Below are 19,140 nucleotides of genomic sequence, written 5' to 3'. Positions count from 1 at the left end.
CTTCCTGTCAGGTACAGGTCCATCCCCGAAAGACTCCCTGAGCCACAGCCCTACGTCTGCTCGGTGGCCTGCGGGGCGGATTCGCGGTCGCCGGCGCTGACCAGCCCCGTCTCGTACGCGACGATGACGGCCTGGACCCGGTCACGGAGCCCGAGCTTGGCGAGGATGCGGGCGACGTGGGTCTTGACGGTCGCCTCGGCCAGGTGGAGCCGGGCGGCGAGTTCGGCGTTGCTCAGCCCCCGGGCCAGCAGGCCGAGGACCTCCAGTTCGCGCGGGGTGAGCGAGGCGAGGTCGCGGTGGAGGGCGGCGGTGTCGCCGCCGCGCTGGGCGAACCGGCGTACGAGTCGGCGGGTGATGGCCGGCGCCAGGAGGGCGTCGCCGGTACGGACCGTGCGGACGGCGGCGGCCAGGTACTCGGGGGTGACGTCCTTGAGGAGGAATCCGCTGGCCCCGGCGGACAGCGCCGCGTAGACGTACCGGTCCAGGTCGAAGGTGGTCAGGATGATCACACGGGGTTCACCGGGGGCGCCTGTGAGGATGCGGCGGGTGGCCTCCAGGCCGTCCGTCCCGGGCATCCGGATGTCCATCAGCACCACGTCGGGCCGGGTGCGGCGGACCGCTTCGACGGCTTCGGCCCCATTCGTCGCCTCGGCGACCACGTCGATGCCGTCGGCTCCGAGGATCATGCGGAATCCGGTACGGACCAGTGTCTGGTCGTCGGCGAGGAGCACACGCGGCGGCTCGGTCACAGTGTCTCCAGGGGGATCAGCGCTTCCACACGGTAGCCGCCGGTGAGTCGCCGGCCGGTGTGCAGGGTCCCGTCGTAGACGGCGAGGCGCTCGCGCAGCCCGATCAGGCCCCGGCCGTTCCCTTCGGCCGCACCCGCGCCCGGGCGCCCCCCGGTGTCGGTGACCTCCACCCGCAGCCGGTCCGGGCCGTGTTCGACGGTCACGGCGGCGGTGGCTCCGGAGGCGTGCTTCACGGTGTTGGTCAGGGCTTCCTGGACCACGCGGTAGGCGGCGAGTTCGACGCCGGGCGGGAGGGCGCCGGGCGGGCCGGTCACCGTCAGTTCGACCGGCACTCCGGTGTCCCGTACCCGCCCGACCAGCGTTTCCAGCTGGTCCAGGCCGGGTTGGGGGGCCAGCTCCACCGCCGGACCGGCCATGTCCGCGTCCCCTTCCGCCCCTTGGCCCCCGCCCTCACCCTCGCCGCCCATGGTGAGCAGTCCCATGACATGGCGCAGCTCCGTCATGGCCGCCCGCCCACCCGCCTCGACGGCGAGCAGCGCCTCGCCGGCCTGCTCGGGGGAGGTCGCCATGATCTTGCGGGCGGCGCCCGCCTGGATGATCATCACGCTGACGTTGTGGGTGACGACGTCGTGCAGTTCGCGGGCGATCCTGGCCCGCTCGTGTTCGATGGCCCGGCGCAGTGCCTCGGCCTGTTCGCGTTCCAGGGCGGAGAGCCGGCTGCGGCCCTCGCCGGTCCGCTGTTTCCAGGTACGCAGGCCGACGGCGGCCACGGCCATCGGGCCCAGGATCAGCAGGGCGATGTACTCGTTGGGGACGATCGGGGTCACCGAGTTCCCCGAGGTGCCGACCAGGACGACGGAGAGCGGCAGCGCCGCCAGGGTCGCCACCCGGTACGGGCTGTACACGGCGGCGCTGTAGACGGCGATGACGAACGCGTAGAAGGTCAGCCGCGACACGCCCTGCGGTGTCGCCAGTGCCGCGGCCGTCACGACGCACAGCACGGCGAGCGGGTAGCGGCGGCGCAGCGCCAGGGCACCCGAGGCGACGGCTGCGAGGGTCACCATGAGGGCGAGCCCACCGGGCCCGGCGGGGCGCGCCAGGACGTACTCCACGCCGGGTTCGATCTCCCGCACCACGACGTTGTCCGCGTTGTCGATGCCGTAGTAGACCGTGGCGATTCCGAGCGTCAGTGCCACCAGCAGGTCGAACCGGCGGGCGCGCCGGTGGAGCCGCAGCGGTGGGCCGCTCGGAAGCCTGGCGTCGCGAACCGTCCTGCGGGCGGCTTCCCGCAGCCGCGCCGGCGTCGTACGTACGTCCGTCACCGGTTCATTGTCGCCGCCGCGCGGCGCCGTGGCGTCCGTCCCGGTGGCCATTCCCGCCGGGCCGGATACATCGCTCGCCTACATCGCAGGGATGACGTTTCCGGGGATCGTCCCGGCGCGGTACCGCAAGGGGTCCGGGCGGCCGACGCGTGCGGACCGGGCCCGCTCCTAGCGTTCACGCAGCCGACTTCCCGAGACCGAGGAGCACTTCATGACCCTGCCGGTGATCGAACTGTGCGAGGTGAGCCGCCGGTACGACGACGGCCCGCCCGCCCTGCACGAGACGTCGCTGACCGTGCGGGCCGGCGAGGCCGTCGCGGTCCTCGGCCCGTCCGGCAGCGGCAAGTCCACACTGCTCAACCTGCTCGCGGGCCTGGACCGGCCCGACGCCGGGACCGTCACCGTGGACGGGGTGCGGGTGGACCGGCTGGGCGAGGCCGGATCGGCGCTCTACCGGCGGTCGAAGATCGGCATGGTCTTCCAGTTCTTCAACCTGCTCGACGATCTGACCGTCATCGACAACGTCCTCCTGCCCGCGCGCCTCGCGGGTACGGCCCGTGGCGCGGCGGGCCGCCGGGCGGCGGAGCTCCTGGAACTGCTGGGCATCGACCGGCACACCCGTGCGTACCCCGGGCGGCTGTCCGGCGGCGAGCGGCAGCGCGTGGCGGTGGCGAGGGCGCTGATGAACCGGCCGGCGCTGCTCCTGGCGGACGAGCCGACCGGGGCCCTGGACACGGCCGCCGGACAGGACGTCAGCAGGCTGCTCACCGACCTCAACGCCGAGGGCCAGACCGTCGTGGTGGTCACCCACGACCTGGCACTGGCCCGCTCCTGCACGAACCGTACGGTCCGGATCGCGGACGGCAGGATCACACAGGACGTACGGTCGCAGGCCGCCGCCCCGGAGACCGTCCGATGAGCGCGCTCGGCGGGGTGCTGCGCTCCGGGGTGGCACGGCGGCGGGTGCAGACGCTGGTGATCGGGCTCGCCACGATGATGGCGGTGGCCGCTTCCGTCCTCGGCGGATCGCTGCTCGTGGTGTCCGGTGCGCCCTTCGACAGGGCCTTCGCCGAACAGCGCGGCGCGCATCTGTCCATGGAGTTCGACGCGGAGAAGGTGAGCGCCGGACAGCTGTCGGGGTCCGGGGACGCCGCAGGGGTGAGCGGAGCGGCCGGACCGTTCCGTACGGCGACGGTCACCCCGCGGGCGGACAACAGCCCCGGGTGGCCGATGACCGTGGCCGGCCGGGGCGGCCCCGACGCGGAGGTGGACGAGGTCGCCCTGCTCGACGGGCGGTGGGCCACGCGTTCCGGCGAGATCGTGCTCTCCGCCGACTCCTCGCTCGTCCCGGCCCTGGGCATGACGGTCACCTTCCCCGGTCTGCCCCACGGCCCCGCGCTCACGGTGGTCGGAGTGGCCCGCTCGGTCACCCGGACCGCCGACGCCTGGGTGGTCCCGTCCCAGATGACGGCGCTCACCGCGCCCGGCAGCGGCGGCTACCAGATGCTCTACCGCTTCACCGGGGCGGACACCGCCGCGCAGATCGCCGCGGGTGCCGGGGCGGTGACGGAGTCGCTGCCGCCGGGGGCGCGCGTCGGCGGACAGTCATGGCTCACCGTCAGGAAGACCGCCGAGCAGGAGACCGCCGTCTACGTCCCGTTCCTCATCGCGTTCGGCGCCCTGGGCCTGGTCATGTCGGTGCTCATCGTCGGTAACGTCGTCGCGTCGGCCGTCGGCACGGGGACGCGCCGCATCGGCATCCTCAAGGCCGTCGGCTTCACCCCGGCCCAGGTCGTACGCGCCTACGTGGGCCAGGCCCTGGTCCCGGCCGCCGTCGGCACGGCCCTCGGTGTCCTGGCCGGCCATCTCCTCGCCGTCCCCGTGCTGGCCGAGGCCGCAGAGGTCTACGGCACGTCGTCCCTGACCGTCGCCCCCTGGGTCGACCTGGTGGTGATCGCCGGGGTGCTCGGCCTGGTGTCGGCAACCGCGTGGGCGAGCTCCTGGCGGGCCGGCCGGCTGCGTACGGTGGACGCGCTCGCCGTCGGGCGCACCGCCTCGGCGGGGCGTGGCCGGTGGGCGGCCCGCCTGGCCGGCCGGCTGCCGTTGCCGCAGCCGCTCGCCCTGGGCCTGACGCGGCCGTTCGCGCGGCCCGCCCGCGCGCTGGCCATGGGCACGGCGATCCTGTTCGGCACCGTCGCCGTCACGTTCACCGTGGGGATGGGCGCCTCGCTCGGCCTGGTGATGAAGGCCAAGGCCCACGATGTCGCCGATGTCGTCGTGCCCGCGCCCCCGCCGGACTTCGGCCCCCAGGACCCCGGCCCCGGCGGCCCCGACAGCCGCGCCGACCCCGTCGCGGTCGCCGCGGCCGTCAAAGCCGCCGCCGGAACCGGGAAGCACTACGGCGCCGCGACGGTACGGGCGACCGTGTCCGGCCTGACCGGCACCGTCGACGTGGTCGCCTTCACCGGCGACGCGTCCTGGGGCGGCTACACGATGATCTCGGGCCGCTGGCTCGACGGGCCGGGCGAGGCCGTGGTCCCGACGCCCTTCCTGGCCGCCACCGGCGCCCGTGTCGGCGACACCGTCACGCTGACCGGCCTGGCCGAGCCGGTCGCCGTCCGGATCACCGGCGAGGTCCTCGACCCCCGCAACGACGGCATGCAGGTCTTCACCGACGCCTCGACCCTCACGGCCGCGCACCCCGACCTCACGGAGGCGAGCCATCACATCGCGGTCGAGCCGGGCACCGACGTGACCGGCTACGTGGACGCGCTGAACGAGGACCTGACCCCGCTGGGGGCCACCGCCCGGGCCGGAGGGCTCGACGCCGGCGGCGACATGGTCGTCACGCTCGACGCGCTCGCCGCCACCCTCACGCTGATGCTCGTCGTCGTGGCCGCGCTCGGCGTGCTCAACGGCGTGCTGCTCGACACCCGCGAGCGGGTCCGGGAGCTCGGTGTCCACAAGGCTCTGGGCATGACCCCCCGGCAGACCATCGCCATGGTCCTCACCTCGGTCGTCCTGACCGGGCTGGTCGCCGGTGCCCTGGGCGTACCGCTCGGCGTCGCCCTGCACGGCTGGGTCCTCCCCGCGATGGGTGACAGCGTGGGGCTCCGCCTCCCCGGCTCCGTACTCGACGTCTACGGCGGGGCCGGACTCCTCCCGCTCGGGTTCGGCGGCCTGGTCATCGCCGCCCTGGGCGCGCTGCTGCCCGCCGGCTGGGCCGCCGGAGCACGGACCGCCACGGCCCTGCGCACCGAGTAGGAGGTCAGCGGGCGGTCCGTGTCCGCCAGCCGTGGTCGACCGGGCCGATCCCGCCGCCCAGCGCGAAGCCGGCCCGGATCGCGCCGGTGACGTACTCCTTCGCGCCCCGCACGGCGGTGGGGACGTCCTGGCCGCGGGCGAGTCCGCACGCGATGGCGGAGGCGAGGGTGCAGCCCGTGCCGTGGGTGTGCCGGTTGTCCAGCCGGGGGGCACGCAGCCAGTGCTCCTCGCGGCCGTCCGTCAGCAGGTCCACGGCCTCGCCGGGCAGATGACCGCCCTTGATCACCACCCAGCGGGGGCCGTGGGCGAGGATCTCGGCGGCGGCCCGGCGCATCCCCGCCTCGTCGGTGACGGTGACGCCGGTGAGCTGGGCCACCTCGTCGAGGTTCGGGGTGGCGACCGTGGCGACGGGCAGGAGCTTCGTGCGTACGGAGTCGAGGGCTTCGGCGGCCAGCAGCGAATCGCCGTGCTTGGAGACCCCGACGGGATCGACGACGACGGGCGCCCCGGTCTCCGCGAGGAGTTCCGCGACGGTGTCGACGAGCGCGGCCGACGACAGCATGCCGGTCTTCACCGCCTGGACGCCGATGTCGTCGACGACGCTGCGGTACTGGGCGCGCACGGCTTCCACCGGCAGCTCCCAGGCACCCTGTACGCCCAGCGAGTTCTGGGCGGTCACCGCGGTCAGCACGCTCATCCCGTGGGTGCCGAGGGCCAGCATCGTCTTCAGGTCGGCCTGGATGCCCGCACCGCCGCCGGAGTCGGATCCGGCGACGGTGAGGACACGGGGCGGTATGGGGGCGGGTGCGGTCATGCCCCGGAATCTACTGGGCGTCCTCTATGGATCCGAAATGGTCCCAGCCGCCCTTGCTGGTCCAGGGTGCGCCGTCGACGGTGACCTGGGGCAGCGCCGACGGGTTGAGGACCTCTCCGATGACCTTCCAGCGCGCGGGGAGCTTCACATCGGCGGGGAACGTCGCCACGATCGCGTGGTCCTCTCCCCCGGTGAGCACCCACTGCAGCGGGTCGACGCCGACGGCCTGCCCGATGTCCGACATCTGCGAGGGAATGTCGATGAGCCCGGACCGCAGGTCGATCCTGACCTTGCTGGCGTCGGCGATGTGTCCGAGGTCGGCGACGAGCCCGTCGCTGACGTCGGTCATGGCCGTGGCGCCGAGCCCGGCCGCCGCGGGGCCAGCGTGGTACGGCGGCTCGGGGCGCCGGTGCGCCTCCACGAAGGCGCGCGGCGAGCGGAACCCCCGGGAGAGCACGGCGAATCCGGCCGCGGACCAGCCGAGCCATCCGGTGACGGCCACGACGTCGCCGGGCCGGGCGCCGGCCCGGGTGACGGGTTCGTGGTTGCGCAGGTCGCCGAGCGCGGTGATCGCGACGGTGATGGTGTCGCCGCCGACGACGTCACCGCCGACCACGGCCGCGCCGGCGACCTGGCACTCGTCGCGCAGTCCGTCCATCAGCTCCCCGGCCCAGGTGACCGGCAGGTCGGCCGGTACGACGAGGCCGAGCAGCAGCGCCGTGGGCACGGCGCCCATGGCCGCGATGTCGGCGAGGTTCTGGGCGGCGGCCTTGCGGCCGACGTCGTACGCCGTCGACCAGTCGCGGCGGAAGTGCCGCCCTTCCAGCAGGATGTCCGTACTGGCCACGACCCTGCGGTCGGGAGCGGCAACGACCGCGGCGTCGTCGCCGGGTCCCAGCCGTACCGCCGGAGTGGTGGTGAGCCGGGAAGTGAGCTCTCTGATGAGCCCGAACTCCCCCAACTCGCCCACGGTTCCCTTCACCGAGTCTCACCTCTCATCTATCGCACCGGACACCTGTCCGGGCTGCTTCAGCGGCCGGAGGTCCGGACCGTGGGCGGACGGCCCACGGGAGCCGGTGGCCCCGGGACGTACGGGCGTCACTGTCGCCCTTCCGCACGGGTGGGCTTGCGGTCGCGAGCCCCAACTGCTGTCGGTACCGTCAAGAGATACGTCAACTTCTGTGGTGCGTACGCCACGCTGTGGACGTCAACCGGCCCGTAGGTCTCCCCGCGGCCCCGGGCAACGCGATAACGTGGCGTCCCTTTCCCCCACATGATCCTCGTGGCCGCCCTGGAGGTTCCGTGGTACAGGCGTACATCCTTATCCAGACCGAGGTGGGCAAGGCGTCGATCGTCGCCGAGACCATCGCAAAGCTTCCGGGAGTGATCCAGGCAGAGGACGTCACAGGCCCCTACGACGTGATCGTGCGCGCACAGGCCGACACGGTCGACGCGCTCGGCCGCATGGTGGTCGCCAAGGTCCAGCAGGTGGACGGCATCACGCGAACCCTGACCTGCCCGGTCGTCCACCTCTGACCCCTGTCTACGCTGGTCCGGTGACTCACACCCGCCGCCGGTCCCCCCGATCCCGTGTCCTCGCTCCGTCCGCCGCGCTGTGTGTCCTGGCCGTGGCGGGCTGTTCCGTCGGCGGTGACCGGCCCTCGGTGGCGGTTCCCACGCCGTCGTCGGAGGCCGCCGGGTACTGCGCGGAACTGCACGAGGAACTGCCGGAGACCGTCGACGATCTTGAACGGAGTGACCCCTCACCGGAATCGGAACTGACCGCCGGCTGGGGGGACGGGGCGATCGTACTGCGCTGCGGTGTCCCCCGGCCCGCACGGATGGATGATTCCCAGGCGAAGGCCGTCGACGCGGACGGCGTCAACTGGCTGCTGGAGCAACCCGGTGACGCCGGCGCTGACGATGACGCCCACACCGGCCCGCGGTTCACGACCACCTACCGCAAGGCGTACGTCGAGGTGACGCTCGGCCCGGAGTACGCCCACGACATCACCCCGTTGTCCGCGTTCGCCGCGCCGGTGAAGAAGACGGTCCCCGACAGTCTCTGAGGTCCGCCCCGCACGGGACGGACCTCAGGGCGCCGGGGGTCAGCGCAGGCCGGTGGAGCGGTTCAGCGCGGCGGTGATCAGCCGGTCCACGAGCTCCGGGTACTCCACACCGCTCGCCTGCCACATGCGGGGGAACATGGAGATCGGGGTGAAGCCCGGCATCGTGTTGATCTCGTTGATGACGAACGAGCCGTCCTCGGTGAGGAAGAAGTCGGCGCGCACGAGCCCCTCGCAGGAGGCCGCCTCGAACGCCTCGACGGCGAGCCTGCGCACCTCGGCGGTCTGCTCCTCGGTGAGCGGCGCGGGCACAAGACCGGCCGCCGAGTCGATGTACTTGGCCTCGAAGTCGTAGAAGTCGTGCGCCGTGACGGGCGGGATCTCGGCGGGCACGCTGGCGCGCGGTCCGTCCTCGAACTCCAGCACGCCGCACTCGATCTCCCGGCCGCGCAGCAGGGACTCCACGAGGAACTTCGGGTCGTGGCGGCGCGCCTCGTCGATCGCCTCGTCGAGGCCGGAGGGGTCGTCGACCTTGGTGATGCCCATGGAGGAACCGCCGCGGGCGGGCTTCACGAAGAGCGGCCAGCCGTGCTCGGCGGCGAACTCCATGATGCGCTTGCGGGCGGCGGGCCGGTCCGACTCCCACTCCCGGGGGCGGATGACCTCGTACGGGCCGACGGGCAGCCCGAAGGAGGTGAACACCCGCTTCATGTACTCCTTGTCCTGGCCGACGGCCGAGGACAGGACACCGGCGCCGACGTAGGGGACTCCGGAGAGCTCCAGGAGCCCCTGGAGCGTGCCGTCCTCGCCGTAGGGGCCGTGCAGCATGGGGAAGACGACGTCGACCTCGCCCAGGACCGTGGGCACCGAACCGGGTTCGCTGACGACGACGTCACGGTTGCCCGGGTCGACGGAGAGCGTCACGGCGCCCCGCTCGGAGTCGGCCAGCTGGTCCACGTCGGGCACCTGCCGGTCCGTGATGGCCATGCGGGCCGGATCGTCGGACGTGAGGGCCCAACGTCCGTCCCTGGTGATCCCGATCGGCAGGACGTCGTACTTCGTCCGGTCGATGGCACTCATGATGGCACCGGCCGTGACGACCGAGATGCCGTGTTCGGAGCTACGGCCGCCGAACACGACGGCCACGCGCGGCTTGCGGCCCGGCTCGGAGCTCTGCTCGGAGCTCAGCGGGCTCTCGGTGCTCTGGGGGAGGTTCTGGCTGCTCATATCGCGACGAGCGTACCTGCTGGTAGGGCTCGAGTCAGCGTCGCTCGGGCTTGGCGCTGCGCGACATCAGCTCCTTGAGCGCGACCACCGGCGGCTTGCCCTCGTGGACGATGCCGACGACCGTCTCGGTGATCGGCATGTCGACCCCGTGCCTGCGCGCCAGATCGAGCACGGATTCGCAGGACTTGACGCCCTCGGCGGTCTGGCTCGTGGCGGCGACGGTCTCCTGGAGGGTCATCCCCCGTCCGAGGTTGGTGCCGAAGGTGTGGTTGCGCGAGAGCGGCGAGGAGCACGTGGCCACCAGGTCGCCGAGTCCGGCCAGTCCGGAGAAGGTGAGCGGGTCGGCGCCCATGGCGAGTCCCAGCCGGGTCGTCTCGGCGAGGCCGCGGGTGATGAGGGAGCCCTTGGCGTTGTCGCCGAGTCCCATGCCGTCGGCGATGCCCACGGCGAGGCCGATGACGTTCTTCACGGCGCCGCCGAGCTCGCAGCCGACCACGTCGGTGTTGGTGTACGGCCGGAAGTACGGGGTGTGGCAGGCGGTCTGGAGCCGCCGGGCGACGTCCTCGTCCGAGCAGGCGACGACGGCCGCGGCCGGGCGGCGTTCGGCGATCTCCTTGGCGAGGTTGGGGCCGGTGATGACGGCGATCCGGTCCCGGCCGACCTTCGTGACGTCCTCGATGACCTCGCTCATCCGCTCGGCGGTGCCGAGTTCGACGCCCTTCATCAGGGAGACGAGCACCGTGCCGGGCTCCAGGTGCGGTGCCCAGTCGGCGAGGTTGGCGCGCAGGGTCTGCGAGGGCACGACGAGGAAGGCGAAGTCGGCGCCGCGCAGCGCCTCTGCGGGGTCGGTCGTGGCCCGGACCGAGGCGGGGAGTTCGACGCCCGGCAGATAGTCCGGGTTGGTGCGGGTGGTGTTGACGGCCTCGGCGACCTCGGCGCGACGGCCCCAGAGGGTGACCTCGCAGCCCGCGTCGGCGAGGATCATGGCGAACGCCGTACCCCATGAGCCGGTTCCGAAGACGGCCGCCTTGGCGGGGTGCGTCACGTCGTTCCCTTTCCCTCTGCCCTGCGCCGTTGTTCGGCGCGGGCCTTGCGGTGATCGTAGAGCTCGGTGGGGGCCTTCTCGCCGCGTACGTCCTCGAGCTGGGCGGTGATCGCGGCCATGATGGTCTCGGTCGCCTGGCGCAGCACCTCGGGCGTCGGTTCGAGGCCGTAGTAGCGGGAGAGGTCGACCGGCGGCCCGGCCTGCACCCGCAGGGTCTTGCGGGGGAACAGCTGGAGCTTGTTCTCCTTGGCGTAGGGCGGCATCGCGAGGTTGGCGCCCCACTGGGCGACGGGGATGACCGGGGCCTTGGTCATCAGCGCGACGCGGGCGGCACCGGTCTTGCCGGCCATCGGCCACATGTCGGGGTCGCGGGTGAGGGTGCCCTCCGGGTAGAAGGCGACGCACTCGCCCCGCTCGATGGCGGAGACGGCGGCGCGGAAGGCGTCGAGCGCGTTGGTCGTCTCGCGGTAGACGGGGATCTGTCCGGTGCCGCGCAGGATCATTCCGACGAAAGGCGTCCTGAAGAGCCCGGCCTTCGCGAGAAGTCGCGGCACGCGTCCGGTGTTGTACTGGAAGTGCCCGTACGACAGCGGGTCCAGATACGAGTTGTGATTGACCGCGGTGATGAATCCGCCATCGGCCGGAATGTGTTCCATTCCCCGCCAGTCGCGCTTGAACAGAACCACCAGGGGCGGTTTTGCGATGACCGCTGCCAGGCGGTACCAGAAGCCGATTCTGCGGCGGGACACTCGGACGCCTTCCTCTAGGAACTCAGCTGTGCGGGGCTCCGGGCGGTGCTGCCCCGCCCCGGGGCCCCTGCTGTGTGGAGAACACCGTACGCCTCACCCGTGGGGGCGGACCTCCGGGTTGTCGTACCGGCAGGCGAGAATAGGGGCTGATGCGTACGGAGGGGGAGATCGCCACGAACACCGACCCGACCGGCCCCTGGTCCCTGGTCGTCCCGCTGAAACCTCTGGCACGGGCCAAGAGCAGGCTCGGCCGGGCGGTGGGCGGGGATCTGCGGCCGCGCCTGGCCCTGGCGTTCGCCCAGGACACCGTGGAGGCCGCGCTGTCCTGCCCGGCGGTGCGGGATGTGGTGGTCGTCACGGACGACCCGGTGGCCGGTGCGGCGCTGGCCACCCTCGGCGCGCGGGCGGTGGCCGACACCCCGGCGGCCGGGCTCGACGCGGCGATGGAGCACGGTGCCCGGTATGTGCGCGCGCGACGCGGGGACGCACCGGTGGCCGTGCTCAACGCGGATCTGCCCGCGCTGCGTCCGGACGAATTGGCGCGGGTGCTCGAATTCTCGGCGGAATTTCCCCGCACATTTGTCGGTGATACGCAGGGAATCGGCACCACATTTCTTTCCGCGCTGCCGGGGGTGGAATTGCGGCCGGCCTTCGGCGGGGCGTCACGGGCGCGGCATCTGGCGTCGGGTGCGGTGGAGATCCCGCTGCCGGGCATCGAATCGGTCCGCAGGGACGTGGACACGGGCGACGACCTGAGGGCCGCGCTGACGCTGGGGGTGGGGCGTTTCACGGCCGCGCTGGCGGCCCCGGTGGTACCTGTCGCGGACCGATAGGCTGCCGCTCATGCAGGCGACCTCGTTCACGTACGACTCCGAGACCCGCACCGGCAGCGTGCTCCTCGACGACGGCACCCCGGTGGACTTCGACGCTCCCGCGTTCGACGCGGGCGGGCTGCTCCTGCTGCGGCCGGGGCAGCGGGTGCGGATCGAGACCGAGGGCGAGGGCCCTTCGCTGCGGATCACCCTGGTGACGCTGCAGACGCTCTGAAGAGCCCCTGAACAGCCCGCGGGCCGGGCTCCCCGAGGGGAGCCCGGCCCGGCGCGTGTATGAGGAACGAGCGGTGCCCGGTCTCACTTCTTGCGTGCGGTGACCTTCTTGGCTGTCGTCTTGCGTGCCGTGGTCTTCTTCGCGGGCGCCTTCTTCGCCGTGGTCTTCTTGGCGGGCGCCGTCTTGGCGGCGACGGTCTTCTTCGTGGCCGTCGTCTTCTTCGCCGGGGTCGCCTTCTTCGCCGCCGCCGTGGTCTTCTTCGCCGCGGTGGTGGTCTTCTTGCCGGTGGTCTTCTTGGCCGGCGCCGTCTTCTTCGCGGCCGCCGCCGTGGTCTTGCGGGCCGTGGCCTTCTTGGCGGTGGCCTTCTTCGCGGCCGCCTTCGCCGTCGTACGGGTGGAAGAACCGCCCGAGAGGCTGCCCTTGGGGGCCTTCTTCACGGCCACGTCGTTCTTGGGGAGCTTCTTGGAGCCGCTGACCAGGTCCTTGAAGCCCTGTCCCGCGCGGAAACGGGGCACGGAGGTCTTCTTGACCCGTACGCGCTCGCCCGTCTGCGGGTTGCGGGCGTAGCGGGCGGGGCGGTCGACCTTCTCGAACGAGCCGAAGCCGGTGACCGAGACCCGGTCCCCCGCGACGACCGCACGGACGATCGCGTCGAGTACCACGTCGACAGCGTCTGCGGCCTGCTGACGGCCGCCGACCTTGTCGGCAATCGCTTCTACGAGCTGCGCCTTGTTCACGTCTTCCCCTTCGGAGACATTGCCGGAACGAAACTGTTCAGGCTTTTTCGCACGTTAGGCAGATATATACCGCAAATCAAACACGAAACGGGCTAATCACCCTAGTGCCGCAACGAAGTCGACCGCTGCGCTGTCCGCAGAGTCAGTCACCTTCGGGGAATCGGCCCTCATCGAGGTCCTTCATCAACCGGTCCAGACGCCTTGCCGCGCCTGGGAGATCGTGCTTAGCCGCGGCCGTGACGACCAGCAGCTTCCGGGACAGCGCCATCCTTACGCCCTCCGGGACTTGCAGTGCGCGCACCTTTGCGTGCGCTTCTTTCAATCGGTCGGCGACTTGGCCATAGAGCTCGAGTTGGCTGTCGCGTTCCATGCACCGATTGTGCCATCTGGGGCGAGTTGTCGCCCGAGGGGGTCTCAACAAGCGACTGCGCCCCCTGCCGTCAGGCAGGGGGCGCAGTTCGGGAAAAGCGCTGCTCAGGCGTCAATTGTGCGCGGTTTGTGAGACGGCCTGGCCGCCTCGTAAGTCGCAATGTCCGCTTCGTTCTGAAGAGTGAGGCTGATGTCGTCGAGCCCGTTCAGCAGTCGCCAGCGGGCGTTCTCGTCGAGCTCGAAGTCGGCAGTGATGCCCTCCGCGAGGACCTGGCGCTTCTCCAGGTCGACGGTCACCTCGGCCGTCGGGTCGGCCTCGGTGACCTCCCAGATCCTGTCGATGACCTTCTGGTCGAGGACCACGGTCAACAGACCGTTCTTCAGGGAGTTGCCACGGAAGATGTCGGCGAAGCGCGAGGAGATGACGGCCTTGAAACCGTAGTTCTGCAGGGCCCAGACCGCGTGCTCACGCGAGGAGCCCGTGCCGAAGTCGGGTCCGGCCACCAGGACCGAGGCGCCCTTGCGCTCGGGGCGGTTGAGGACGAAGTTCTCGTCCTTGCGCCAGGCCTCGAAGAGCCCGTCCTCGAAGCCGTCGCGGGTGACCTTCTTCAGCCAGTGCGCGGGGATGATCTGGTCGGTGTCGACGTTGCTGCGGCGCAGCGGGACGGCCCGGCCGGTGTGTGCGGTGAATGCTTCCATGGCTCTCAGACTCCGGCGGGCGTACGGACGTCGGACAGATCGGCGGGCGAGGCCAGATGGCCCAGCACGGCGGTGGCGGCGGCGACCTGCGGGGAGACCAGGTGGGTGCGGCCGCCCTTGCCCTGCCTGCCCTCGAAGTTCCGGTTCGAGGTGGAGGCGGAGCGCTCGCCGGGGGCCAGCTGGTCGGGGTTCATGCCGAGGCACATCGAGCAGCCCGCGTGCCGCCATTCGGCGCCGGCGGCGGTGAAGACCTTGTCCAGGCCCTCCTCGACGGCCTGCAGGGCAACCCGGACGGAGCCCGGGACGACCAGCATCCGTACGCCGTCGGCGACTTTACGGCCGTCGAGGATCGAGGCGGCGTTACGCAGGTCCTCGATGCGTCCGTTGGTGCACGAACCTACGAACACCGTGTCCACGTTGATCTCGCGCAGCGGCTGGCCGGCGGTCAACCCCATGTACTCCAGGGCCTTTTCGGCGGCGTGGCGCTCCGAGGCGTCCTCGTACGAGGCGGGGTCGGGGACGTTGGCCGACAGGGGCGCGCCCTGGCCGGGGTTGGTGCCCCAGGTGACGAACGGCGCGAGCTCAGCGCCGTCGATGAACACCTCGGCGTCGAAGACCGCGTCGTCGTCGGTGCGCAGCGTCTTCCAGTACTCCACCGCCGCGTCCCACTCCTCGCCCTGGGGGGCGTGGTCGCGTCCCCGCAGGTAGGCGAAGGTGGTCTCGTCGGGGGCGATCATGCCCGCGCGGGCGCCGGCCTCGATCGACATGTTGCAGATGGTCATCCGGGCTTCCATCGAGAGCTTCTCGATGGCGGAGCCGCGGTATTCGAGGATGTAGCCCTGGCCGCCGCCGGTTCCGATCCGGGCGATGATAGCCAGGATGAGATCCTTGGCGGTGACGCTGTCGGGCAGTTCGCCCTCGACCGTGATCGCCATGGTCCTGGGGCGGGCCAGCGGCAGCGTCTGGGTGGCCAGGACGTGCTCGACCTGGCTGGTGCCGATGCCGAAGGCCAGTGCGCCGAAGGCGCCGTGGGTGGAGGTGTGCGAGTCGCCGCAGACGACCGTGGTGCCGGGCTGGGTCAGGCCGAGCTGCGGGCCGACCACGTGCACGACGCCCTGCTCGACATCTCCCAGCGGGTGCAGCCGGACGCCGAACTCCGCGCAGTTCTTGCGCAGGGTCTCCAGCTGGGCGCGGGAGACCGGGTCGGCGATCGGCTTGTCGATGTCGAGGGTCGGGGTGTTGTGGTCCTCGGTGGCGATGGTGAGGTCGAGGCGCCGCACCGGACGGCCGGCCTGGCGCAGGCCGTCGAACGCCTGCGGGCTGGTCACCTCGTGCAGCAGGTGCAGATCGATGAAGAGGAGGTCGGGCTCGCCATCGGCGCGCCGGACGACGTGGTCGTCCCAGACCTTCTCCGCGAGTGTCCTACCCATCGCTTTCCCTCCGGCCGGCGTCTTCGCCGGCCCAACTAGAGATTCGGGTGCCGCCGTCCGGACCCCCGAGCGGGGCGGTGGCTGCGGGCCGTTGTAAGGCCGCACGTACAGGTTCGCAACTTCCGGGGAAAATTGAACTTGCGTTTCACAGAGTGAGACGCGAGTATCGTCGTATGGACAACTCTAGCGGCGTCGGCGTTCTCGACAAGGCAGCTCTGGTATTGAGCGCCCTGGAGTCCGGTCCGGCCACCCTCGCCGGGCTGGTCGCAGCGACAGGGCTCGCACGGCCCACGGCCCACCGACTGGCCGTGGCACTCGAACACCACCGCATGGTGGCAAGGGACATGCAGGGCCGTTTCATTCTCGGCCCCCGGCTCGCGGAGCTCGCGGCCGCGGCCGGCGAGGACCGCCTCCTGGCGACGGCCGGACCCGTACTCACACATCTGCGCGACATCACCGGCGAGAGCGCGCAGCTCTACCGCCGGCAGGGCGACATGCGGATCTGCGTGGCGGCGGCGGAGCGGCTGTCCGGACTGCGGGACACCGTGCCGGTCGGCTCCACGCTGACCATGAAGGCGGGTTCCTCCGCGCAGATCCTGATGGCCTGGGAGGAGCCGGAGCGCCTGCACCGGGGCCTGCAGGGGGCCCGTTTCACGGCGACGGCCCTCTCGGGCGTACGGCGGCGGGGCTGGGCCCAGTCGATCGGCGAACGCGAGCCGGGCGTGGCCTCGGTCTCGGCCCCGGTCCGCGGACCGTCGAACCGGGTGGTCGCCGCGGTCTCCGTCTCCGGGCCGATCGAGCGGCTGACCCGCCACCCGGGCCGGATGCACGCGCAGGCCATCATCGACTCGGCGGCACGGCTGAGCGAGGCCCTGCGCCGCACGGGCTGAACCCCGTGCGATTACGGACCGATCCCTTGGCCGCGCGAGTCGGCCCGCCCCTCCCATTTCTTCCCCGAGGCCGCCCCAGCGCCGTGGCGGCCCCCTTCCTTCCGGTGTCAGCTCCCGGAAGCCTCCGGTGTCCGTTCCCCGGACGCGCGATGCGCGAAGCGGTCCGCCGCCCGGCGGCCCCTCTTCTCCACCGGCAGCACACCGGTCGCCGCCGCCAGCCCGTAGGCCGGCATATCGGCGTAGATCGATTCGTACGAGCCCTCGGGCACGACGTAGCTCTCGTGCCACAGCCCCACATGCTGCCGGGACTTCTTCTCCTTGCGGTTGATCATCGCCCACGCCTTGCGGTGGAACATGTCGGGAGCCGCGGCGTACGCGTACAGCTTCTCCTTCGACTCCCAGTACTGGACGACGTAGTACGTCCGGGGCGAGCCGGTCAGCAGCGTGTAGCCGAGCAGCCCACGGTCCGGGTCCCTGCCCAACTCCCGCAGCATCCGCGGCATGGCCACGAAGACGGGCAGCCAGTGGTGCACGCCCCAGAAGTGGTTGATCCGCATCCCGATCAGCAGGACGACTACATCGCCCTCCGCCGCCGCGGTCGTCCGCCCGGGGTTCGGCTTCGCGAACATGGAGTACCACCCTTGTCGCATCATTGGAGAGCCTGACTATCCAAGGGTGGGATAGTGGCACCACCCAACGGGGCGGCGCAAGGGAAGGCGCGGAGGATGCGGCTGTCGGAACTGAGTGAGCGCAGCGGTGTCCCCATCGCCACGGTCAAGTACTACCTGCGCGAGCGGCTGCTCCCCGCCGGCACCCGGATCAGCGCGACGCAGGCCGACTACGACGAGAGCCATCTGCGCCGGCTCCGCCTGGTGCGGGCCCTGCTCCAGGTCGGACGCCTCCCGGTGGCCACGGCGCGCGAGGTGCTGGCGCACGTCGACGACGAGTCGCTGGGCCGGACCATCCGGCTGGGCGCGGCCCTGTGGGCGCTGCCCCACGGCCCCGAGCCCGACGAGGACGCACCGGAGACCGCCACCGCGCGGGCCGAAGTCACCCGGCTGCTCACGGAACTGGGCTGGACGACGGCCCTGGAGCTCGGCGAACTCTCCCCCGTGCACCGGTCGCTGGTGGCCTCACTGGCCACGCTCATCCGCCTCGGCTACCCCTGCGATGTGACGTACCTCGCCCAACAGGCCCGTCTCATGCGGGAGGTGGCGGTACAGGACCTGGACGCGCTGGAGGAGTTCCCCACGGAGGCCGAGCAGGTGGAGGCCGCCGTGGCGTCGGCCGTGCTGTACGAGCCGCTGCTGGCCTCGCTGCGCCGGCTGGCCCAGGCGGAGGAGTCGGCGCAGCGGTACGGGCTCTGAGGACCGGGCCCGGACAGAACACGGGAAAGGCCCTCCACCGGGGTGAAGGGCCTTTCCGTACTGCTGTGTTGTACCCCCGACCGGATTCGAACCGGCGCTACTGCCGTGAGAGGGCAGCGTGCTAGGCCGCTACACAACGGGGGCGTGGTTACTGCTGACTTGCGCTGGGCTACCAGGACTCGAACCTAGAATGACGGTACCAGAAACCGTAGTGTTGCCAATTACACCATAGCCCATGGTGTGACAAGTACCCCCGACCGGATTCGAACCGGCGCTACTGCCGTGAGAGGGCAGCGTGCTAGGCCGCTACACAACGGGGGCCCTAGCGATCCTGCATCGAGTACGTGGGTGCGACCCAGATGTTCTCGCGGGAAGGATCTGTACCCCCGACCGGATTCGAACCGGCGCTACTGCCGTGAGAGGGCAGCGTGCTAGGCCGCTACACAACGGGGGCTTGTTACTTCGGTCTTGCGCTGGGCTACCAGGACTCGAACCTAGAATGACGGTACCAGAAACCGTAGTGTTGCCAATTACACCATAGCCCACTGAAACGCAACCCCTGGAGGTTTTGTCTCTGTCTGCGCTTCCCGGCCGGATCTTTCGGCCCGCTCGGGCGGCGCAGGAAGAACATTACCTGAAGGTGTCCGGCGCTCCAAAACGGGTATTGCGCGCCAGCAGGTCGGGAAGCTCGTCCAGGCCCGTGATCCGCACGAGCTCGGGGCGTCCGCCCCGCCCCTCGCGGTCCAGCCAGATCCCCGTGAGCCCCGCGGCCACCGCGCCGCCCGCGTCGATGTCGGGCTCGTTCCCGACGTACGCCACCTCGTGCGGGGCGAGCTCCAGCACCTCGCAGGCCGCGTGGAACGCTCCCGCCTCGGGCTTGGAGACACCCAGCTCGACGGCGCACACCACGGCCTCGAAGCGGTCCCGCACCCCGAGGGTGCGCAGCTTGCGGTCCTGGTTGTGGATGCTGGAGTTGGAGAGGACGGCGTGGCGGAAGCTTCCCGCCAGCCGGTCCAGGACCGGCACGGTGTCCGGGAAGAGCGCCCAGGCGGCCTCGTAGTGGACGACGTGCCGGCCGAACCACTCGTCGGCCTCGGCGTCGCTCAGCCGCCGCCCGAGGAATGCGCGTACGCGTTCCCGGCGTTGTCCCTGGAAGTCGAGCTCCCCGGCGGCGAAGCGTGCCCACTGCACGTCCGTGATGGCCTTCCAGGCGTCCAGGGCACGCTCCAGGGAGTCGTACCCCTCCGGGCAGCCCTCGTGCTCCAGATGCTTACGCATCCCGGTGCGGTCGGCGGCCGAGTAGTCGAAGATCGTGTCGTCGATGTCCCAGAGAACCGCTCGGATCGGCATGCCGGCCAGATTACC

Annotated in this window: 21 protein-coding genes and 5 tRNA genes; 8 read left to right on the top strand and 18 right to left on the bottom strand. The window is 71.3% G+C overall.

Annotated elements, in window-relative coordinates; all coding sequences use genetic code 11:
* Positions 1-50: 50 nt before the first annotated feature.
* Complete coding sequence (locus ACIRD8_RS20380; RefSeq protein WP_403993168.1) at positions 51-749, bottom strand: response regulator; 699 nt, start codon at positions 747-749, stop codon at positions 51-53.
* Entirely contained in the window at positions 746-2,122 is a 1,377-nt protein-coding gene (locus tag ACIRD8_RS20375) for a sensor histidine kinase (protein ID WP_403993165.1), read from the bottom strand. Before ACIRD8_RS20375 ends, ACIRD8_RS20380 begins: the two co-directional genes overlap by 4 nt.
* A gap of 160 nt (positions 2,123-2,282) precedes the next feature.
* Here ACIRD8_RS20375 and ACIRD8_RS20370 point away from each other — a divergent pair, with 160 nt between their 5' ends.
* The gene (locus ACIRD8_RS20370) at positions 2,283-2,990 is read left to right on the top strand and encodes an ABC transporter ATP-binding protein (protein WP_403993162.1); all 708 of its coding nucleotides are present in this window, start codon (positions 2,283-2,285) and stop codon (positions 2,988-2,990) included.
* A complete protein-coding gene (locus ACIRD8_RS20365) occupies positions 2,987-5,335 on the top strand; it encodes an ABC transporter permease (protein ID WP_403993159.1) in 2,349 nt (782 codons plus the stop codon). Before ACIRD8_RS20370 ends, ACIRD8_RS20365 begins: the two co-directional genes overlap by 4 nt.
* A gap of 4 nt (positions 5,336-5,339) precedes the next feature.
* Here ACIRD8_RS20365 and thiD read toward each other — a convergent pair whose 3' ends face one another.
* Positions 5,340-6,149 carry a bifunctional hydroxymethylpyrimidine kinase/phosphomethylpyrimidine kinase gene (thiD, locus tag ACIRD8_RS20360; RefSeq protein WP_403993157.1) on the bottom strand — a complete coding sequence of 270 codons (810 nt, stop codon included), beginning with the start codon at positions 6,147-6,149 and terminating at the stop codon, positions 5,340-5,342.
* Between the two features lie 10 nt (positions 6,150-6,159).
* A complete protein-coding gene (locus ACIRD8_RS20355; protein ID WP_403993154.1) occupies positions 6,160-7,131 on the bottom strand; it encodes a thiamine-phosphate kinase in 972 nt (323 codons plus the stop codon).
* Between the two features lie 320 nt (positions 7,132-7,451).
* On the opposite strand from ACIRD8_RS20355, the gene ACIRD8_RS20350 reads away from it, so the two are divergent.
* The gene (locus tag ACIRD8_RS20350) at positions 7,452-7,685 is read left to right on the top strand and encodes an Lrp/AsnC family transcriptional regulator (RefSeq protein ID WP_056791028.1); all 234 of its coding nucleotides are present in this window, start codon (positions 7,452-7,454) and stop codon (positions 7,683-7,685) included.
* 20 nt (positions 7,686-7,705) lie between these two features.
* Positions 7,706-8,218 carry a DUF3515 domain-containing protein gene (locus ACIRD8_RS20345; protein ID WP_403993151.1) on the top strand — a complete coding sequence of 171 codons (513 nt, stop codon included), beginning with the start codon at positions 7,706-7,708 and terminating at the stop codon, positions 8,216-8,218.
* A 39-nt stretch (positions 8,219-8,257) separates the two neighbouring features.
* On the opposite strand, the gene ACIRD8_RS20340 is transcribed toward ACIRD8_RS20345, so the two are convergent.
* Genes ACIRD8_RS20340 through ACIRD8_RS20330 form a run of 3 tightly spaced genes read right to left on the bottom strand, consistent with a single transcriptional unit; the run spans position 8,258 to position 11,236 of the window.
* On the bottom strand, positions 8,258-9,442 hold the full coding sequence (locus tag ACIRD8_RS20340; RefSeq protein WP_403993148.1) for a D-alanine--D-alanine ligase family protein: 1,185 nt from the start codon (positions 9,440-9,442) through the stop codon (positions 8,258-8,260).
* A 34-nt stretch (positions 9,443-9,476) separates the two neighbouring features.
* The gene (locus tag ACIRD8_RS20335) at positions 9,477-10,487 is read right to left on the bottom strand and encodes an NAD(P)H-dependent glycerol-3-phosphate dehydrogenase (RefSeq protein WP_403993145.1); all 1,011 of its coding nucleotides are present in this window, start codon (positions 10,485-10,487) and stop codon (positions 9,477-9,479) included.
* Complete coding sequence (locus tag ACIRD8_RS20330; protein ID WP_403993142.1) at positions 10,484-11,236, bottom strand: lysophospholipid acyltransferase family protein; 753 nt, start codon at positions 11,234-11,236, stop codon at positions 10,484-10,486. Before ACIRD8_RS20330 ends, ACIRD8_RS20335 begins: the two co-directional genes overlap by 4 nt.
* A gap of 149 nt (positions 11,237-11,385) precedes the next feature.
* On the opposite strand from ACIRD8_RS20330, the gene cofC reads away from it, so the two are divergent.
* Together cofC and ACIRD8_RS20320 are read left to right on the top strand one after the other, a co-directional pair.
* Positions 11,386-12,069, top strand: coding sequence for a 2-phospho-L-lactate guanylyltransferase (cofC, locus tag ACIRD8_RS20325; RefSeq protein ID WP_403993139.1), 684 nt, complete (start codon positions 11,386-11,388; stop codon positions 12,067-12,069).
* A gap of 10 nt (positions 12,070-12,079) precedes the next feature.
* Positions 12,080-12,283: a hypothetical protein gene (locus ACIRD8_RS20320; RefSeq protein ID WP_403993136.1), complete on the top strand. Its 204-nt coding sequence runs from the start codon at positions 12,080-12,082 to the stop codon at positions 12,281-12,283.
* An 83-nt stretch (positions 12,284-12,366) separates the two neighbouring features.
* Here the strand turns inward: ACIRD8_RS20320 and ACIRD8_RS20315 are convergent, their stop codons facing one another.
* The 4 genes from ACIRD8_RS20315 to leuC all read right to left on the bottom strand — a co-directional run bounded on the left by ACIRD8_RS20315 (position 12,367) and on the right by leuC (position 15,518).
* A complete protein-coding gene (locus tag ACIRD8_RS20315) occupies positions 12,367-13,020 on the bottom strand; it encodes an HU family DNA-binding protein (protein WP_403993133.1) in 654 nt (217 codons plus the stop codon).
* 142 nt (positions 13,021-13,162) lie between these two features.
* Positions 13,163-13,390 carry a hypothetical protein gene (locus ACIRD8_RS20310; protein ID WP_031100634.1) on the bottom strand — a complete coding sequence of 76 codons (228 nt, stop codon included), beginning with the start codon at positions 13,388-13,390 and terminating at the stop codon, positions 13,163-13,165.
* A gap of 104 nt (positions 13,391-13,494) precedes the next feature.
* Complete coding sequence (gene leuD, locus ACIRD8_RS20305; protein WP_403993130.1) at positions 13,495-14,088, bottom strand: 3-isopropylmalate dehydratase small subunit; 594 nt, start codon at positions 14,086-14,088, stop codon at positions 13,495-13,497.
* A 5-nt stretch (positions 14,089-14,093) separates the two neighbouring features.
* Positions 14,094-15,518 carry a 3-isopropylmalate dehydratase large subunit gene (leuC, locus tag ACIRD8_RS20300; protein ID WP_099177626.1) on the bottom strand — a complete coding sequence of 475 codons (1,425 nt, stop codon included), beginning with the start codon at positions 15,516-15,518 and terminating at the stop codon, positions 14,094-14,096.
* 173 nt (positions 15,519-15,691) lie between these two features.
* Here leuC and ndgR point away from each other — a divergent pair, with 173 nt between their 5' ends.
* Positions 15,692-16,408, top strand: a complete 717-nt coding sequence (gene ndgR, locus ACIRD8_RS20295; RefSeq protein ID WP_033303994.1) for an IclR family transcriptional regulator NdgR — start codon at positions 15,692-15,694, stop codon at positions 16,406-16,408.
* A 107-nt stretch (positions 16,409-16,515) separates the two neighbouring features.
* Here the strand turns inward: ndgR and ACIRD8_RS20290 are convergent, their stop codons facing one another.
* Complete coding sequence (locus tag ACIRD8_RS20290) at positions 16,516-17,037, bottom strand: DUF4188 domain-containing protein (RefSeq protein WP_403993126.1); 522 nt, start codon at positions 17,035-17,037, stop codon at positions 16,516-16,518.
* A 96-nt stretch (positions 17,038-17,133) separates the two neighbouring features.
* Here ACIRD8_RS20290 and ACIRD8_RS20285 point away from each other — a divergent pair, with 96 nt between their 5' ends.
* Positions 17,134-17,775 carry a MerR family transcriptional regulator gene (locus ACIRD8_RS20285; protein ID WP_403993124.1) on the top strand — a complete coding sequence of 214 codons (642 nt, stop codon included), beginning with the start codon at positions 17,134-17,136 and terminating at the stop codon, positions 17,773-17,775.
* Between the two features lie 71 nt (positions 17,776-17,846).
* Here the strand turns inward: ACIRD8_RS20285 and ACIRD8_RS20280 are convergent.
* From ACIRD8_RS20280 to ACIRD8_RS20255, 6 genes are all read right to left on the bottom strand, one after another.
* A tRNA-Glu gene (locus ACIRD8_RS20280) sits at positions 17,847-17,919 on the bottom strand.
* A gap of 20 nt (positions 17,920-17,939) precedes the next feature.
* Positions 17,940-18,011 (bottom strand) — tRNA-Gln (locus ACIRD8_RS20275).
* 12 nt (positions 18,012-18,023) lie between these two features.
* Positions 18,024-18,096 (bottom strand) — tRNA-Glu (locus tag ACIRD8_RS20270).
* A gap of 60 nt (positions 18,097-18,156) precedes the next feature.
* Positions 18,157-18,229: transfer RNA gene (locus tag ACIRD8_RS20265), tRNA-Glu, on the bottom strand.
* A gap of 19 nt (positions 18,230-18,248) precedes the next feature.
* A tRNA-Gln gene (locus ACIRD8_RS20260) sits at positions 18,249-18,320 on the bottom strand.
* Between the two features lie 85 nt (positions 18,321-18,405).
* Positions 18,406-19,125 (bottom strand): HAD family hydrolase, encoded by a 720-nt coding sequence (locus tag ACIRD8_RS20255; protein ID WP_403993121.1) that lies wholly within the window; start codon positions 19,123-19,125, stop codon positions 18,406-18,408.
* Positions 19,126-19,140 lie beyond the last annotated feature (15 nt).

Origin of the sequence: Streptomyces sp. NPDC102451 (genome assembly GCF_044765485.1) — a bacterium.
GTDB lineage: Bacteria > Actinomycetota > Actinomycetes > Streptomycetales > Streptomycetaceae > Streptomyces.
Note: the sequence above shows the minus strand (reverse complement) of the source record. Positions and strands in the feature narration are given on the sequence as shown.

Coding starts and splice junctions, on each gene's coding strand:
- ACIRD8_RS20375 (WP_403993165.1), bottom strand. CDS start 2,122: ATGGCCACCGGGACGGACGCCACGGCGCCGCGCGGCGGCGACAATGAA.
- ACIRD8_RS20370 (WP_403993162.1), top strand. CDS start 2,283: ATGACCCTGCCGGTGATCGAACTGTGCGAGGTGAGCCGCCGGTACGAC.
- ACIRD8_RS20365 (WP_403993159.1), top strand. CDS start 2,987: ATGAGCGCGCTCGGCGGGGTGCTGCGCTCCGGGGTGGCACGGCGGCGG.
- thiD (WP_403993157.1), bottom strand. CDS start 6,149: ATGACCGCACCCGCCCCCATACCGCCCCGTGTCCTCACCGTCGCCGGA.
- ACIRD8_RS20340 (WP_403993148.1), bottom strand. CDS start 9,442: ATGAGCAGCCAGAACCTCCCCCAGAGCACCGAGAGCCCGCTGAGCTCC.
- cofC (WP_403993139.1), top strand. CDS start 11,386: ATGCGTACGGAGGGGGAGATCGCCACGAACACCGACCCGACCGGCCCC.
- ACIRD8_RS20320 (WP_403993136.1), top strand. CDS start 12,080: ATGCAGGCGACCTCGTTCACGTACGACTCCGAGACCCGCACCGGCAGC.
- ACIRD8_RS20310 (WP_031100634.1), bottom strand. CDS start 13,390: ATGGAACGCGACAGCCAACTCGAGCTCTATGGCCAAGTCGCCGACCGA.
- leuD (WP_403993130.1), bottom strand. CDS start 14,088: ATGGAAGCATTCACCGCACACACCGGCCGGGCCGTCCCGCTGCGCCGC.
- leuC (WP_099177626.1), bottom strand. CDS start 15,518: ATGGGTAGGACACTCGCGGAGAAGGTCTGGGACGACCACGTCGTCCGG.
- ndgR (WP_033303994.1), top strand. CDS start 15,692: ATGGACAACTCTAGCGGCGTCGGCGTTCTCGACAAGGCAGCTCTGGTA.
- ACIRD8_RS20290 (WP_403993126.1), bottom strand. CDS start 17,037: ATGTTCGCGAAGCCGAACCCCGGGCGGACGACCGCGGCGGCGGAGGGC.
- ACIRD8_RS20285 (WP_403993124.1), top strand. CDS start 17,134: ATGCGGCTGTCGGAACTGAGTGAGCGCAGCGGTGTCCCCATCGCCACG.
- ACIRD8_RS20255 (WP_403993121.1), bottom strand. CDS start 19,125: ATGCCGATCCGAGCGGTTCTCTGGGACATCGACGACACGATCTTCGAC.